The sequence below is a fragment of the Bacillus sp. V2I10 genome (genome assembly GCF_030817055.1).
In the GTDB taxonomy this organism is placed as follows: Bacteria; Bacillota; Bacilli; order Bacillales; family Bacillaceae; genus Bacillus_P.
Genome location: NZ_JAUSYV010000001.1, coordinates 5,113,421 through 5,130,087, shown reverse-complemented (window position 1 = coordinate 5,130,087; position 16,667 = coordinate 5,113,421). Strand labels below are relative to the sequence as shown.

The 16,667-nt window shown below is 41.4% G+C and carries 13 protein-coding genes and 1 pseudogene; 12 read left to right on the top strand and 2 right to left on the bottom strand.

The window, feature by feature from the left end:
- Nucleotides 1-149 precede the first annotated feature (149 nt).
- Nucleotides 150-1,217: a nitric oxide synthase oxygenase gene (locus QFZ72_RS25890; RefSeq protein WP_307440020.1), complete on the top strand. Its 1,068-nt coding sequence runs from the start codon at nt 150-152 to the stop codon at nt 1,215-1,217.
- Nucleotides 1,218-1,583: 366 nt separating this feature from the next.
- Here QFZ72_RS25890 and QFZ72_RS25885 read toward each other — a convergent pair whose 3' ends face one another.
- Both QFZ72_RS25885 and QFZ72_RS25880 read right to left on the bottom strand, forming a co-directional pair.
- A complete protein-coding gene (locus QFZ72_RS25885) occupies nt 1,584-3,005 on the bottom strand; it encodes an aldehyde dehydrogenase family protein (protein ID WP_307439053.1) in 1,422 nt (473 codons plus the stop codon).
- A gap of 48 nt (nt 3,006-3,053) precedes the next feature.
- On the bottom strand, nt 3,054-4,403 hold the full coding sequence (locus QFZ72_RS25880; protein WP_307439052.1) for an aminotransferase family protein: 1,350 nt from the start codon (nt 4,401-4,403) through the stop codon (nt 3,054-3,056).
- A gap of 229 nt (nt 4,404-4,632) precedes the next feature.
- On the opposite strand from QFZ72_RS25880, the gene QFZ72_RS25875 reads away from it, so the two are divergent.
- From QFZ72_RS25875 to QFZ72_RS25825, 11 genes and pseudogenes are all read left to right on the top strand, one after another.
- A complete protein-coding gene (locus tag QFZ72_RS25875) occupies nt 4,633-6,024 on the top strand; it encodes a sigma-54 interaction domain-containing protein (protein ID WP_307440018.1) in 1,392 nt (463 codons plus the stop codon).
- Nucleotides 6,025-6,368: 344 nt separating this feature from the next.
- Complete coding sequence (locus QFZ72_RS25870) at nt 6,369-7,820, top strand: sigma-54 interaction domain-containing protein (RefSeq protein WP_307439050.1); 1,452 nt, start codon at nt 6,369-6,371, stop codon at nt 7,818-7,820.
- Nucleotides 7,821-8,143: 323 nt separating this feature from the next.
- A complete protein-coding gene (gene kamA / locus QFZ72_RS25865) occupies nt 8,144-9,547 on the top strand; it encodes a lysine 2,3-aminomutase (RefSeq protein WP_307440016.1) in 1,404 nt (467 codons plus the stop codon).
- A gap of 34 nt (nt 9,548-9,581) precedes the next feature.
- Nucleotides 9,582-9,848 (top strand): YokU family protein, encoded by a 267-nt coding sequence (locus QFZ72_RS25860; protein ID WP_307439048.1) that lies wholly within the window; start codon nt 9,582-9,584, stop codon nt 9,846-9,848.
- Between the two features lie 61 nt (nt 9,849-9,909).
- Nucleotides 9,910-10,770: a putative beta-lysine N-acetyltransferase gene (ablB, locus tag QFZ72_RS25855; protein WP_307439046.1), complete on the top strand. Its 861-nt coding sequence runs from the start codon at nt 9,910-9,912 to the stop codon at nt 10,768-10,770.
- Nucleotides 10,771-10,800: 30 nt separating this feature from the next.
- Entirely contained in the window at nt 10,801-11,031 is a 231-nt protein-coding gene (locus tag QFZ72_RS25850) for a ferredoxin (RefSeq protein ID WP_307439044.1), read from the top strand.
- A 315-nt stretch (nt 11,032-11,346) separates the two neighbouring features.
- A pseudogene (locus QFZ72_RS25845) lies at nt 11,347-12,715 on the top strand (aspartate aminotransferase family protein).
- A gap of 10 nt (nt 12,716-12,725) precedes the next feature.
- A complete protein-coding gene (locus tag QFZ72_RS25840; RefSeq protein ID WP_307439042.1) occupies nt 12,726-13,424 on the top strand; it encodes a CoA transferase subunit A in 699 nt (232 codons plus the stop codon).
- On the top strand, nt 13,409-14,071 hold the full coding sequence (locus QFZ72_RS25835; protein ID WP_223439603.1) for a 3-oxoacid CoA-transferase subunit B: 663 nt from the start codon (nt 13,409-13,411) through the stop codon (nt 14,069-14,071). The genes QFZ72_RS25840 and QFZ72_RS25835 overlap by 16 nt, the downstream gene beginning before the upstream one ends.
- An 18-nt stretch (nt 14,072-14,089) precedes the next feature.
- Entirely contained in the window at nt 14,090-15,271 is a 1,182-nt protein-coding gene (locus QFZ72_RS25830) for a thiolase family protein (protein WP_307439038.1), read from the top strand.
- A 5-nt stretch (nt 15,272-15,276) separates the two neighbouring features.
- Nucleotides 15,277-16,554, top strand: a complete 1,278-nt coding sequence (locus QFZ72_RS25825) for a peptidase (protein ID WP_373464719.1) — start codon at nt 15,277-15,279, stop codon at nt 16,552-16,554.
- Nucleotides 16,555-16,667 lie beyond the last annotated feature (113 nt).

Here is a 16,667-nt window from a genome sequence, read left to right as displayed (position 1 = left end):
TCAAAGTTTTGTTTGTAGTAAAAGTATGCTTCAATAGGGATGATATACTGTAATGATATCGGAAGTAGTCTTTTTTGAAAAATTTACGTAGTTCTTACTATATAAGCTTGGTTATTTAGGAGGTTATCGTGGCTGCTCAACTTGAATATATGATAGAGGCAGAAAAATTTATCAGACAATGTTATCAGGAGCTGGGAAAAACGGAAGAAGAAACCGTTGCCCGTCTTTTGCAAATCAAATCTCTGCTCGATAAAGAGGGTCAGTATCATTTAACGTTTGAAGAACTTGAGCACGGGGCTAAACTGGCGTGGAGAAACAGCAATAAGTGCATTGGCCGCTTATTCTGGAACACGCTAAGAGTTGTGGATGCAAGAGACCTTGCGACGGAAGAAGAGATCAGGGACGCGCTGTTTTCGCATATTGAATATGCAACCAACAACGGCAGAATCCGTCCGCTGATTACGATTTTTAAGCCTGCCAAGGATGGATCTGAACTAGTCCGAATCTGGAATCACCAGCTGCTGAGATATGCGGGCTATGAAACGGATTCAGGCATTGTCGGCGATCCAGGGTCCATCGCATTTACAAAAAAATGTGAAGAGCTTGGATGGGAGGGAGGGGGAACGGACTATGATCTGCTTCCGCTTGTCATACAGGCAGGAAATCGGGAGCCGGTGTGGTATGAAATCCCTTCTGAAATTGTGTTTGAAATTCCAATCACGCATCCTCAATACCCGGAGTTCTGCAAGCTTGACGCCAAATGGTATGCTGTTCCGATTATATCCGACATGAGCCTTGAAATAGGCGGGATAACCTTTCCTGCAGCACCGTTCAATGGCTGGTATATGGGAACGGAAATCGGGGCAAGGAATTTAGCTGACGAGGGAAGATATAACATGCTTCCAAAAGTGGCTTCAATTATGGGAATAGATACCTCCTCCAATGCGACGCTTTGGAAAGATAAAGCACTTGTTGAACTGAACGTTGCTGTATTGCATTCTTTCAAAGAAGCAGGAGCAAGCATTGTCGATCATCATACCGCTGCCCAGCAATTTAAACGCTTTGAGCACAACGAAGCGGCAGAGGGACGGGATGTAACGGGAGATTGGACATGGCTGATTCCTCCGGTTTCACCTGCGACGACTCATATTTTTCATAAACAGTATGAAAATAAAATCCTGAAGCCGAATTATTTTTATCAGGATCGTGCTTATTAGGACAAGCTCATTTATGGGCTTGTTTTTTAATTTCAAGGCTTTGTTAATGTATGGTGATGATTTTCTTAATGGAAAGACCAGCTAATAGTTTGACAACATTTTTTAATGAAAATCTAGAACCTCTGATAATTCACTGAAAAATGCATGAAAATAGCCTTCCGTTAGTCATGTTTAATAAACTTGATATGGATAGGGCTGAGCGCAAACTCCATTTATTCTGCTTATTCTATATTGTGCACTCTAATTAAAGGTCCCCCCTTTTTGTTGAAAAAGCATCTGCTTTCACCTAAGCAGATGCTCCTTTTTTGTTCGTGATTCTTCTATTTTATAATCGATTTTTCAGTGTTTCATAAAAGTAAAAAGTTATTAATTTTGATTAAATATGACTAATTTTTGTTCCGTCATTTCCTCAATGGCGTACTTTATACCTTCCCGTCCAATTCCGCTTTCTTTTACTCCCCCATACGGCATATGGTCCAGACGGAATGTAGGGATATCATTTACTATTACGCCTCCAACGTGCAGCTTTTGCGAAGCCATTAATGCCGTACGAATATTCTCTGTGTAAATACCCGCTTGCAATCCGTAGCGAGAATCATTGACAAGCTCTATTGCCTGATCAACTGTTGAGAATTTATTGATCAATACGATAGGGGCAAACACTTCTTGGCAAGAAACTTTTTGGGAAGGATCCACTTCCAATAAAACAGTTGGATGCAAAATATTCCCTTCCGATTTACCTCCTGTGGCCACTATTGCTCCTTTCTGCTTCGCTTCCTCAATCCATTCGAGGGATCGTTCTATGTCTCGGGGACTGATTAATGCAGAAACATCTGTCATCGGATCAAGAGGATCTCCTAGTTTTAGCTTTTGAGTCGCTGCAACGAATTTTTCTACAAATGTTTCATATAGTTCTTCATGAACATAAACCCGCTGAACGGAAATACAGACTTGTCCTTGAAATGCAAATGCTCCCGATACACAACGTGAAATGATTTTGTCAATATCAACGCCTTTGTCAATAATGACCGCCGCATTAGAACCCAATTCAAGGGTGACCTTTTTTAATCCGGCTTTATTCCGTATGCCAATGCCTACTGCGGGGCTTCCTGTAAAAGATATCTTTTGAATTCTTTCATCTGTCACAAGCTTTTCACCTATTAATTTCCCGCTTCCTGTTACAACATTGAATGCTCCTGCCGGCAACCCTGCTTCCTGGAGTAACTCAGCAAGAAATAATGAGGACAATGGTGTTTGTGCAGCCGGTTTTAAAACAACGGAATTGCCTGAAGCAAGTGCAGGTCCTACTTTATGTGCTACTAGGTTCATAGGAAAGTTAAAAGGTGTAATAGCCGCAATGACTCCAATTGGCTCCCGGACAGTATAGGCAACTCTTCCTTCTCCTCCTGGAGCAGCATCAACCGGTATCGTTTCTCCATGTATCCGTTTTGCTTCTTCAGCAGAAAATTTATATGTTTGAATCGTGCGATCAACTTCCCCTTTTGCAGTAGAAAGTGGTTTAGCTGCCTCCAGAGCAATGATTTCTGCCGCTTCATCAGATCGTTGTTCTAATAGAGCTGCAAGCTTCTCTAAAATCCTTGCACGCTTATAACTTGGCATATCAGCCATTGTTTTTCTGGCTTCATAAGCAGCAGTCAGCGCCATTTCTACTTCTTTAAGAGTTGCTGCAGGAACTTCTGCAATCACCTCTCCACTGTAAGGAGATAATAAAGGACTATAGCTTTCTGCATTTACCCACTCACCGTTAATAAATAAGTTTTTTTTCATAATGAATCTCCTCGCCTTGCATTATTTGTGTATGAATAATTTTTGTGTTTACTTGGTTGCATAGTTTTCTGAAGCAAGGTCTGCTTCGATAACACTGATAGATTTGTTTAGAATTTCAATCATTTTTTTGATCTCGTCTTTATTAATCGTTAACGGCGGTGCAAATACTACTATATCTTGATCATCCAAGACGACTGATCTGCAAATAAGCCCTTGTTTTGCAGCTTCTAAAACAATAGCAGGAGACAGAGGGGCAGCGTAACGTTCTTTTGTTTTTGAATCTTTGACAATTTCAATACCTGCCATCAATCCAAGTCCTTTTACTTTACCGACTATTTTTCGCTCTTGTTGGATTCGGTAAAGTCCTTTTAGCAGTTCCTGTCCCATTGCTTCAGCATTTTCTATTAAATGTTCCTGTTCAATAATCTCCAAATTTTTCAATGCAACCGCACAGGCCATTGGATGCCCGCTATACGTGTATCCATGCAGCAAAGTGCCCGTTGAGAGCTCCGTTAATTCCTGATGGATCTTTTCTGATATCATGACCCCTCCAAGCTGAGCATATCCGCTTGTGACACCTTTTGCAAAGCACATCATATCAGGTGCAACACCGTAATGATCCATTCCAAAGTACATTCCTGTTCGGCCAAATCCAGTGATCACTTCATCTGTAATAAATAAAACTCCATACTCATCGCAAATTTCACGTACTTCCTTAAAATAATTTTCCGGAGCTACGTGAATGCCCCCTGCTCCTTGTACAGGTTCTGCAATAAAAGCCGCAATCGTTTCAGGACCTTCTGCTGCAATCAATTCACGTAAAGATTGAGAAGAAAAGTTGTCTGCGTACAGAAAATCAGGAGCAAGTGAGTTCGTGAAATCCCGAAACGCTTTCAGCCCAGTTGCACTTGTTGCCCCCATTGAGACTCCGTGATAGGACTTTGTTCTTGAAATAATCTTTTTTCTTCCTGGCTGACCTTTTAGAATCCAGTAATGCCGTGCAAGTTTATAAGCCGTATCATTCGCCTCCGAACCGCCAGAAGTGAAGAAGGTTGCGCTTAAATCTCCAGGAGCGATTTGTGCAAGTTTTGCGGCCAATCGAATGGCAGGTTCGTTGCTATATGTGGCAAAACAAGAACTAAAACCCAGTTTTGACATCTGCTCCATCGCCGTTTTGCCTAATTCCACGCGTCCATGCCCTACGTTTACATTCCAGAGAGATGACATACCATCAATGACTTTTTTTCCTGTTGCATCTTGAAGATAGACTCCCTTTCCTTCTGTAAAAATAAAAGCAGGCCCCTGTTCTTGCTGCTGTTTAACTGGGGATGTTGGATGGATAAAATGTTTTTTATCTAACTCTCTTAATTCCTGGATTGAGTTTTCAGTATGTGTCATCATGAACACCCTTTCTTTTTGAATAAATAAATATGATCTTACCTATTGATTATGCAAGATTCGTGCCAAGTAATTTTCCTAGAGATAAGGCTGTTTTTTAGTTTAATTGATTTAAAATTAAATCAAATATGTGGTTTTTAATTTAATTATTGATTATTTTCTCTTTTTTGATTTATATTTTAATCAACATCTATAGACATAAAAGGAGGGGACCGTATTGGAAGATGGAATGCTGGAGATGGAATTAAATAAAATTATCGAAACATCGAATAATAACATTACAATTACAGATGAAAAAGGAATTATTTTACGATCTAATCGAGAACATTGGTCAATTTATGATATGCAGCCTGATACATACATCGGTACATCGGTTTATCAATTAGAAAAAGAAGGGCTGCTTTCACCTTCTATCAATGCAATCGTTTTAAAGGAAAAAAAATTCATTCGTATTATGCAGCATACAAGAACAGGCCGAGTTGTCATGTCAACTGGCTATCCAATTTTCAATAAGCAAGGCCTCTTGGTAAGAGTGATCAGCTATAGTCAGGATCAAACCGAAATATGGAAATTGCAGGAACAATACGAGGAATTACAACGCAAGGTAAAGGGCTATCAGACAGAAGTCGAGGATTTAAGGGAAAAGGAACTTGGTCATCATGCTTTTATCGCTAGAAGTAATCAGACTCAGCAGATTTTAAAAACGATTCATAATGTCGCTAAAACCGATGCCACGATTCTTTTTTTAGGACCAACTGGGGTAGGGAAAAGTACGTTTGCACGCGCTCTTCATAATCAAAGCAACCGAAATAAAGAGCCATTTATCGAGGTGAATTGCAGCACAATCCCAGAAAGTCTGTTTGAATCAGAGATATTTGGATATGAACCAGGATCCTTTACAGGGGGAAACAAACAAGGCAGGCAGGGACTGATTGAACAAGCTGACAGCGGCACTCTTTTTTTAGATGAAATCGGGGAACTTCCCCTTGCTATGCAAGCCAAATTATTGAAAGTGCTGCAAGAAAAAAAGATAAAGCGCATCGGCGGAAAAAAAGAAAGACTTATTAACTTCCGGCTAATCGCAGCAACAAATCAGGATTTGGAGAAGATGGTAAATGAGGGGAAGTTTAGATTAGATTTGTTTTACCGTTTAAATGTGATACCCATTCAAATACCTTCATTACTTGAGCGTAAAGAAGATATACCAATCTTAATTCAGCATTACTTGCAGAAAACCAATGATAAATACCAGACAATAAAAAAATTACATCCCTCGACTTATGAAGTATTGACTCATTACGAATGGCCCGGAAATATACGGGAATTAGAAAATTTGATTGAACGGTTAATTCTGACCATTGATGAACCCGCTATCTATCCCAAACACCTTCCCCTAGCGATCACAGGGCAAGTGGAACAGACGGAAGATTCCTCTTCCTCCGCAATTGAACAAGAATTAAGCGGGAAACAAGATCTTAAAAAGACGTTAGAAAAGATTGAAATACAATTGATTGCCAAAGCATATAAACAATGTAAAACGACATACGAAATGGCAGATTATTTGGGGATCAGTCAACCTTCAGTCATCTATAAATTAAAGAAATATAAGGAACATTTTTGAATCATTAGGAAGAATCTCTGAAACCCATATAAAAGAAATTTATCACCTGATTTAATCTTTCCTTCGCAAACTCCTTTATAAAGCGGGAGGTATCGCAGCTGATGAGGTAATTCTGTCATCCACTAAACTAAACAATGTGTGGTCATTTAGAAAGCCGCTTTTTTCGCCAATCAGCTTCATTGGTTGGTATGAATTCCTTACCGGTCATTGCAAAAGCACTTGATATTATATCATTCTCGGAATTAGAATTTTCAGATTTATATAGATAAAGAGATAAATAGTTCATATCCAAATGCTATAATTTACTGGTAATACTATCAATTACAAAGAGCGGAGATGAGGAAATGAAATCTTTAGCAAACCAGTTTTCCACTCAATTTGAATGGATATTAAATGTGATTAATGTTGGTGTCCATATTGTTAATAAGGATGGAGATACCGTATTCTACAATGAAATGATGGCTCATATCGATGGGCTGAATCGTGAACAGGTGTTAGGAAAAAATATCTTTCAGCTGTATCCATCCTTAACGGATGAATCCAGTACGCTGTATTTGGCATTGGGAAAAGGCATAGAAACGAATGAGTCTATTCAAACCTATGTCAATTTAAAAGGGGAAAAAATAACTTCTATTAATAGCACGTATTCTTTATACGAGGAAGGCAAAGTGATTGGAGCAGTGGAAATCGCCAAGGATATTACAAAGGTCATGAGCATGTACGATCAAATTGTGGATTTGCGTTCTCAGCTGGCCGAGACCCACAAGAAAAGCAAGTTCTTTGCAGGTACAGCCACATATCATTTTAGTGATTTAATTGGGGACAGCCCTGCTTTTCAAGAAGCTATTTCATTGGCGAAAAAAGCGGCTCGTACACATTCTCCAGTAATGATTTATGGACCTACAGGAACAGGAAAAGAACTAATTGCCCAAAGTATACATAATGTAAGTGCTCGGAGAAATCAGCCATTCATTGCGCAAAATTGTGCTGCTGTTCCAAAGGAATTAATGGAGGGTCTGCTGTTTGGTACAACGAAAGGGGCTTTTACGGGAGCGGTGGACCGTCTGGGTATTTTTGAACAGGCAAGTGGCGGTACCTTGTTTCTTGATGAACTGAATAGCCTAGACCTTGGTCTGCAGGCAAAATTGCTGCGAGTTTTACAAGAAGGGGAAATACGCCGTGTTGGAGGATCGAAGGAGCAGAAAATTAATGTAAAAATCATTGCTGCGATGAATATTTCTCCAGATGAGGCGTTAGAGCGGGGAATTATTCGCTCAGATTTATTTTTCCGTCTAAATGTTGTGACAATCCAAATGCCATCTCTACTGGAACGCAAAGAAGATATTCCTGACATCGTAAATCACTTTATTCACAAATTCAATCGATCATTCGTTTCGGATGTACGAGGGATCAGCCGAAAAGCTATGCAACGGATGCTTCAATATCCATGGCCGGGGAACATTCGGGAATTGGGTCATGCTATAGAGTTAGCTTTTAACGTCATGGACGCGGGGGAAAAAACAATTGATGAACATCATCTTCCTGCTTATTTATTCCCATCAGGAAAGTATTCCGCATCAAATACGCAGAACCTTCTTCCTCCATTAAAAAATGAGATTGATTTACCTGTTGTACTGGAAGAAATAGAAAGGGATATGATTATAAATATGTTTGAGAAATGCAACGGGAATATCAGCAAAACAGCTGAGGCACTCAATATAAAGAGACAGGGTTTACAGTATAAGCTGAACAAATACGGTATTGAGAAAGTATATACCGGGAGAACAAGGGAATAAAAATAATCTAGATAATTTTGGAAACGCTTCCATTTGAATGAGTCAAAAGTAAAATTGTAATAAGATTGAGTTTGCAACTCATCCCCGAGTGAAACTAACTAAAAATATGAATAAATTTAACTTGGAGCAAATTAATTGGCTGCAAAACATCATGCGTAACGCAAAATATCTTGCGTTTTTAAAAAGAAAGAGGGCATACAGCCCTCTTTTTTCTATGTTTTCCTCGTTTTGTATGTTGGCATCATTCTTGCAAGTAGATAAATATAAAGAACAATCCAAAGTTCTTAAGATAGAAGGAGGTAATTTTAATGAGTTTGATGGAGATGGACTTAAAACGTAAAGAATACCTTGGTGGACGCAGACACTATAATGAGATTGAGCTGTGGAAAGATGTAACGGAAGAGAAATGGAATGATTGGCTCTGGCAATTAACAAATACAATTAAAACTCTGGATGATCTGAAAAAAGTTGTGAACTTGACACCTGATGAAGAAGAAGGGGTTCGAATTTCGACTCAAACAATTCCTTTAAATATTACGCCTTACTATGCATCCTTAATGAATCCGGATGATCCTCGCTGCCCGATTCGTTTACAGTCTGTACCGCTTTCGGCAGAAATGAACAAGACCAGATATGATTTGGAAGATCCGCTGCATGAGGATGAAGATTCCCCAGTGCCAGGTCTGACGCATCGTTATCCGGACCGCGTTCTATTTCTTGTCACGAACCAATGCTCTATGTATTGCCGTTATTGTACTCGCCGTCGCTTTTCCGGTCAGGTTGGCATGGGGGTTCCTAAGAAGCAATTAGACGCAGCGATTGAATATATTCGAAATACTCCAGAAGTGAGAGACGTTCTGATTTCAGGAGGAGATGGTCTGTTAATCAATGATAAGATTCTCGAATACGTATTAAGTAATTTACGTGCTATCCCACATGTGGAAATCATCCGGATTGGTACTCGTGCACCGGTCGTTTTTCCGCAGCGGATTACAGAGAATTTATGCAATATTTTGAAAAAATATCATCCAATCTGGTTAAATACGCATTTCAATCATTCACTTGAACTGACGGAAGAAGCGAAAAAGGCATGTGATATGCTGTCGATGGCTGGAGTGCCGCTTGGTAATCAGGCTGTCATTCTTGCTGGGATTAACGATAGTGTTCATATCATGAAAAAGCTTATGCACGACTGTGTTAAAGCTAGAGTAAGACCTTATTACATTTATCAATGTGATTTATCTGAAGGGATTGGCCATTTCCGTGCCCCGGTTTCTAAAGGACTGGAAATCATCGAAGCGCTTCGCGGCCATACATCAGGATATGCGGTGCCGACCTTTGTGGTAGACGCTCCTGGAGGAGGAGGGAAAATCGCCTTGACTCCGAATTACCTCCTTTCACAAAGTCCTGATAAAGTGGTCTTACGAAACTTTGAAGGAGTTATCACAAGCTATCCGGAGCCGAAGAACTACATTCCTGGAAGTGCAGATGCTTACTTTGATGAGGTGTATGGTACGGAAGAAAGAAAAGAAGCCGTGGGAATCGCTGCTCTCATGACAGACGAAAAATTCAATTTGGTACCAGAAGGCCTCCGCCGCCTCGACAAGAGAAAAGCGTATGAGAGTACTGAGGAACATGCATCCTTAAAAGATCGCCGTGATAAACGGGATGAAATGAAAGAAAAATTGATGAAAGCTCAAGAAAAAAAGAATCAGCCGACGGTGTAGACTCGGTGAAAAATGAAGGCAAGGGGGAATAAAGATGGATTGCTTGTGGTGTAATGCCCCAAACGTGGAGGAAAGTGAAAAGAAGGATTGTTACTGGATTATGCCTGATGGCAAACGATCAATAAAGGTTCTTCAAGTTCCAGCTCTGAACTGTCCGAATTGCGGAATCTATGTGTCTGACTTGATGAATCAAAAGGTGGATGAAGCTTTATATATATATGACGTGAGTGAGTATCCTGATGAGTTTACGTATGAACAGCTTCTTTCAGCCCCTGTAAAGAAATTGTTTAATTGGAAATAGAATGCCGGGAGAAGAAGATGAAATCATCACTTCTCCCGAATTTAGATGAGGAGGGTACATAATGTCTGTTCAAAACCTGCCTTTTTTCACCCGAATTGAGACTGGGGAATGTTTTACGATAGAGCTCTTTCTTGATCATGCGAATCTTCGCTTACGCATTGATGATTATCAAGGAAATATCAAAAAAGCGATAGCTCGAGCACTGGTCATCGCTCAGGAACATGGTTTTACAAAAGTGATCCTTAAAGCTAGACAGGAAGATTTATCTGCGATATTGGCTCATGGATTTATGCTGGAGGGGAAATTGAATAGGTATTTTAATGGGAATGATGCTTATTGCATGGCATTGTATTTTACCAATGAGAGGCGAACAAGCGACTATTGGATGAAAGAAGACAAAATTCTAAAAGAAATCATTGAGATTCCCAGGCTGATAGAAAAGCCGCAAATCCCTGAAAATTACTCCCTTCGATTTGCTGCAGTTGAAGATGCACACGAGCTGGCAAATTTATATAGTACAATTTTTGAAACCTATCCAACACCAATGAATGATGAGCATTATATAAAAAAAGTGATAGAAGAAGGTACGATCTTCAGTGTTATCCAGTATGAAGGATCCATCGTGAGTGCCGCATCCGCGGAGGTAAATGATATCTATCATAATGCTGAGCTAACAGACTGTGCGACTATCCCTCATCATAGAAAGCATGGTTTTATGAAGGTGCTTATCTCGGCATTAGAACAAGAACTTATCAGGCAAAATATTTATTGTGCCTATTCGTTAGCACGAGGTTTGTCAATGGGCATGAACGCCGTTTTTCACCAGCTGGGATATGAATATGGAGGAAGATTAACAAAGAATTGCAATATTTGGGATAAGTATGAGGATATGAATATTTGGGTTAAAGATTTATCTTCTTGAAAAGGATTTTTAAAATAGGAGGAAATTTTCATGGCTAAATACACATGGGTAGATAAAGATACTTGTATTGCCTGTGGAGCATGCGGTGGAACAGCACCTGATATTTATGACTTTGACGAACAGGGACTTGCTTTCGTTGTCTTGGACGAAAATCAGGGGATTGCCGAAATTCCTGAGATTCTTCATGATGACATGCATGAAGCATTGGAAGGCTGCCCTACAGAATCAATTCTCATTCAGGATGAACCTTTTAATAGGTAAACTCGGTTTCATAGAATCAAATTTGCCATTTATTCTTTCATTTATTTAATCGAATTTTTCCAATAGATTAAGGGAATTTGGATGCTTCACTCCCTTGATATTAACGAATAGCGATCCTGAACTTCATAGATCATAATTTATGGTATTACCAGGAACTTGCTTCTGAAACATATCATACGATTGTACCGATTACAGGGAATGGACAGTGGAAATCTAAATTGTTGTTCCTTTTATATATTCAAATTAATAGGTTAACTGATTCATAGAAATAGAAAAATGAGTACTGGGCAAGAAACTTAAAAAAGGAGAGATGAAATGAAGCGGAGTCATTTGATTAAGCCTATTCTAGACCATAACTATCCCACCGTCTCTCATGGGAATGGAATATATCTTTATGACATGGATGGTAATCAATACATCGACGGATCATCAGGTGCGGTTACAGCAAGTATTGGTCATGGAGTATTAGAGGTTGTTGATGCCATGATGGTGCAGGCAAGCAAAGTTTCTTTTGCATATAGATCTCATTTCACAAGTGAAGCCGCAGAGACATTAGCAAAAAAGTTAAGTGAGTTTAGCTCCAGGAGACTTAAATTGGACGTTTTTTGTAAACAGCGGATCTGAAGCAACGGAAACGGCGATGAAGATAGCGATTCAACATTGGCAAGAAAAAGGATATGAGCGGAAAAATCGCATCGTCTCCCGCTGGACGAGTTATCACGGGATTACGATGGGTGCTTTATCCATGTCCGGTCATGTGTTAAGAAGAAAACGTTTTGTTCCGTTATTAGAGGATTTTCCCGGTATATCTGCTCCGTATTGTTATCGGTGTCCTTATAATAGTGAACCTTCCAGCTGCAAGCTGCAGTGTGCAAATGAATTGGAGACGGCCATTCAAAGAATTGGATCTGAGAATATTGCCGCATTCATTGCCGAACCAATTATCGGGGCATCCGCAGGTGCTGTTACACCGCCTGACGGATATTATCAAAGGATTAAGGAAATATGCGAACGGTATGACATTCTATTTATCGCTGATGAGGTTATGACAGGAATCGGACGTACGGGAAAAATGTTTGCTATGGAACACTGGGGCGTTACCCCAGATATCATTGCATTGGGTAAAGGAATGAGCGCTGGCTATACTCCGATGGCTGCCGCTTTGGTTAGTGATCGTGTTATGGAACCCATTTTAAAAGGCTCAAACTCAATCATGGCTGGACACACTTATAGTGCAAATCCACTATCTGCTGCCGTTTCCTTAGAAGTTCTTAATTACATTGAGCGAATGAATTTGGTTCAGGAAGCTGAAGAGAAAGGACAATACCTATTGCAGCAATTACATGGACTTGCTGAGAGATTTGACATCATTGGTGATGTGCGGGGAAAAGGGCTTCTTCTGGGACTTGAGTTTGTTTCCAATAGAACTTCAAAAACGTCATTCCGCTTGCAAAATGGCATAACCTCAAGGATCGTAAATAAAGCATTTGAGAAGGGATTGTTGATTTATCCCGCTTCTGGTGCTATCGAGGGAATCGAGGGCGATGCGGTTATTATTTCTCCGCCGCTGGTTATTTCAAATGAAGAAATTGACCGCCTTGTAAAGATGCTGGAAGCATCAATTGAGGAATTACAGCATGAATTGCATTCGGAAGGCCTGATAGAGAACATGCAGGCTATTTAGGAGGAACGATATGAAGCAAGCCATTGCGAAAAAAAACAAAATTGTACCCATAGAAGAAGCACTCAAGCATATCAACGATGGATGTACACTCATGTATGGAGGGTTTGGGGGAGTGGGGACTCCGCCAACACTCATACAGGGCATCCTGAACAAGGGCGTTAAGGAACTAACTTTGATTGGCAATGATGCAGGATTCCCTGATATCGGAATTGGCCGGCTAGTGTCTGATGAAAGAGCCAAAAAGGTCATCGCCTCTCATATCGGATCCAATCCTAATGCGGGCCGGCTCATGAATGAAGGAAAGCTGCAAGTGGAATTCTCTCCGCAAGGGACATTAGCTGAAAGGATTCGTGCAGGCGGAGTAGGCTTGGGCGGGATTTTTGTCGATATCGGGATTGGCACGATAGCTGAAGAAGGCAAGGACAAAATCGTAATTGACGGAAAGGAATATTTGATCGAAACGGCTTTAACCTCGGAAGTGAGTGTTGTCTATGCCAAAAAGGCAGATCCGCTTGGAAATTTGGTGTATGACAAGAGTGCCCGCAACTTCAATCCGCTGGTAGCGATGGCAGGAGCCTTTACCATTGCAGAAGTCGAAGAAATTGTTCCGGCAGGCGAATTGGATCCGGAGTGTATTGCCACGCCAGGTATTTATGTAGATATGGTAATTCCAACAAAAGGGGTGAATTGGAAATGGGCATGGGAGTAGATGTACGAAATCGCATCGCCAAACGCGCTGCCAAGGAAATCCATGATGGATTAATCGTCAATTTAGGTATTGGCATTCCTACTTTAGTCGCCGATCATTTACCTCAAGATATCCATGTGCTGTTCCATGCGGAAAACGGTGTCCTTGGGACAGGACCCAGTCCGAATCCGGGGCAAGAAGATCCTGCTCTCTGTAACGCAGGAGGGTTCCCGATTACGACCGTAACAGGGGCTTCTTACTTTGACAGTGCAACTGCATTTGGCATGATTCGTCGAGGATACATCGATATTACCATCCTTGGTGCATTGGAAGTTAGTGAAAAAGGGGATTTGGCCAACTGGATTGTCCCAGGCAAACGGGTGCCGGGAATGGGCGGAGCTATGGAGCTTGCCCAAAAAGCCAAAAAGGTGATTGTCTTGATGAATCACGTGAATAAGCAGGGTGAATCAAAGATATTAAAGGAATGTACGCTTCCTTTAACCGCAAGACGAAGTGTAGATTTAATCATTACCGATATGGCTGTCATGGAGGTTAAAAAAGAGGGATTGGTGCTGAAGGAAGTTATGGCACCTTATACAGTGGATGAAGTGATTGCGAATACAGAGGCGACGCTTAAAATCCCGGCTGTTGTCAACAGCATTGAATAGCTAAGAGGAGGCAGAAGCATGAATGAGGTTGTCATCGTTGCTGGAGCGCGAACCGCAGTAGGATCCTTTGGGAAATCACTCCGGAATGTTAAAGCTGCCGAAATGGGCCGTCAAGTATTGGAAGGCTTAATGGAAAAGTCTGGCTTAGGCAAAGAAAAGGTCGATGAAGTGATCTTTGGACATGGCTATGTCCATGGAGGCGGTCTTAACTCTGCACGGATTTCATCGCAGATGGCGGGTTTCCCGCAAAATATCCCTGGTCACATTGTAATCAAAGCATGCGGATCAGGTTTAAAGGCCATTACCAGTGCGGCTTTAACTATCGCTGCTGGTCAAGAAGATGTAATCATCGCCGGCGGAGTGGAGAGCATGAGCAATGTGCCTTATATCGTGAAAAATAGATGGGGCGGTAAATTTGGAAACGTAACGATGGAGGATGCTCTGCTGGCAGATGGATTAATATGCTCCTTAGAAAATGAGCATATGGGAATAACAGCTGAACGTCTGGCTGAACAATACGGTATCCGTCGCGAGGAACAGGATCAATTTGCTTATCAAAGCCACAAGAAGGCCTGGAAAGCTGTAGCAGAAGGTCGCTTTGATCAAGAAATTATTCCGCTTAAAATCAAGGATCGAAAAGGGCTTCATATCTTCAGCCAAGACGAAGGGGTTCGTGAGGACATTCATCTGGATCAACTAGCCGGCCTTCCTGCAGTATTCAAAAATGAAGGAACCATTACGGCAGGTAATGCCTGTCCCATGAATGATGGAGCAGCAGCTGTACTATTAATGTCCAAGCAGCAAGCAGAAGAAAATGGATTAAAAACGCTTTTGAAAATCAAGGCTTTCGCCAGTGCAGGTGTCGAACCGGGAGTTATGGGGATCGGACCTGTACCAGCGACTCGAAAAGCATTGGCAAAAGCAGGTCTATTGTTAGAGGATATCGGCCTGGTTGAACTTAATGAAGCCTTTGCTGCCCAAGCACTTGCCGTGATCAAGGAGTTAGATTTGAATCCGGATATCGTCAATGTCAATGGAGGGGCAATTGCACTTGGACACCCTGTAGGAGCAACAGGTGCAAAATTGACAGTCACACTGATGCATGAAATGCTGCGTTCTCAGGTTAAGTACGGAATGGTAACGTTGTGTATGGCAGGCGGAATGGGACTTTCAGTTATTTATGAGAATATGTGCATTTAAGGAGGATAAAAGTGCCAGATATTAAAAAACGCATTCACCAATGGATCAAGGATCATCGGAAAGAAGGAACAGACTTATTGCAACAATTGGTACAAGCTCCCAGTACGCAAGGGAATGAAGCCGCGGCGCAGGCTATCGTCGCCCAAAAACTGCAGGAAATGGGTCTGCAGGTTGATATTTGGGAGCCTGACGGTGTGGAATTGAAAAAGCATTCCTATTTCTATTCTCCTCGCAGCGATTTTTCAAACAGCCCTAATGTGGCGGGAATTATGAAAGGATCCGGAGGAGGCCGCTCCATTATCTTGAACGGACACATCGATGTGGTTCCGGATGGTGATCGGGAACAGTGGAATGACGATCCATACAGCGGAGCTATTAGAAATGGGAAAATGTTTGGGCGTGGCGTAACAGATATGAAAGGAGGCAATGTATCCCTTATTTTGGCTATGCAGGCGTTACAGGAAAGTGGCATCCAATTAAAGGGAGATGTGATTTTTCAAAGTGTGATTGAAGAAGAAAGCGGCGGAGCAGGAACTTTATCAGCCATTTTGAAGGGATACAAAGCCGATGCTGCCCTTATCCCTGAACCGACAAATATGAAGATTTTTCCCAAACAGCAGGGTTCGATGTGGTTCCGTATTCTGGTAAAAGGCCGGTCAGCTCATGGCGGAACAAGGTATGAAGGAGTTAGCGCCATTGAAAAGAGTATGACCGTAATAAATCACATTCGTGCTCTGGAAGAAAAGCGAAATGCACGCATCAGTGATCCGCTTTATCAGAACACACCTATCCCGATTCCAATCAATGTAGGCGTCATTGAAGGCGGTAATTGGCCTTCCTCCGTTCCCGACCTTGTGAAAATTGAAGGAAGAATGGGTGTTGCGCCAGAGGAAACGATGGAGCAGGCGAAGAACGAAATGGCTGAATGGCTGTTCCAGATAAAAGAAGTTGACGAATGGTTTAAGGATCATGCTCCCGTTTTAGAATGGTTCGGAGCACGCTGGGTTCCAGGGGCAATTGACGCGGAACATGAACTGATGAATACGCTCGTCCATCAATATCGGCAAGTTGCTGGACAGGATCCGGTCATTGAAGCTTCTCCGTGGGGGACTGATGGAGGATTGCTGACTCATGTCGGTGAAACGCCTGCAATTGTTTTTGGTCCTGGAGCAACAGAGGTTGCCCATTATCCAAATGAATACATCTTACTAGATAACGTATTTACAACAGCGGAGATTATTGCCCTTACTTTAATTCAATGGTGTGGTATTGAAGGGGAGTAAAAATCGATTTGAGAATGATGTGAATCGAAAAAAGTAAACGGAACAAACGAAACCATAAATTAGGAGTTCCTGCTGGAACAATTTTCAATGAAATTAACAAAAATCCATCAATT

Coding starts and splice junctions, on each gene's coding strand:
- kamA (WP_307440016.1), top strand. CDS start 8,144: ATGGACTTAAAACGTAAAGAATACCTTGGTGGACGCAGACACTATAAT.
- QFZ72_RS25830 (WP_307439038.1), top strand. CDS start 14,090: ATGAATGAGGTTGTCATCGTTGCTGGAGCGCGAACCGCAGTAGGATCC.
- QFZ72_RS25850 (WP_307439044.1), top strand. CDS start 10,801: ATGGCTAAATACACATGGGTAGATAAAGATACTTGTATTGCCTGTGGA.
- QFZ72_RS25875 (WP_307440018.1), top strand. CDS start 4,633: ATGCTGGAGATGGAATTAAATAAAATTATCGAAACATCGAATAATAAC.
- QFZ72_RS25885 (WP_307439053.1), bottom strand. CDS start 3,005: ATGAAAAAAAACTTATTTATTAACGGTGAGTGGGTAAATGCAGAAAGC.
- QFZ72_RS25860 (WP_307439048.1), top strand. CDS start 9,582: ATGGATTGCTTGTGGTGTAATGCCCCAAACGTGGAGGAAAGTGAAAAG.
- QFZ72_RS25890 (WP_307440020.1), top strand. CDS start 150: ATGATAGAGGCAGAAAAATTTATCAGACAATGTTATCAGGAGCTGGGA.
- QFZ72_RS25870 (WP_307439050.1), top strand. CDS start 6,369: ATGAAATCTTTAGCAAACCAGTTTTCCACTCAATTTGAATGGATATTA.
- ablB (WP_307439046.1), top strand. CDS start 9,910: ATGTCTGTTCAAAACCTGCCTTTTTTCACCCGAATTGAGACTGGGGAA.
- QFZ72_RS25835 (WP_223439603.1), top strand. CDS start 13,409: ATGGGCATGGGAGTAGATGTACGAAATCGCATCGCCAAACGCGCTGCC.
- QFZ72_RS25840 (WP_307439042.1), top strand. CDS start 12,726: ATGAAGCAAGCCATTGCGAAAAAAAACAAAATTGTACCCATAGAAGAA.
- QFZ72_RS25880 (WP_307439052.1), bottom strand. CDS start 4,403: ATGACACATACTGAAAACTCAATCCAGGAATTAAGAGAGTTAGATAAA.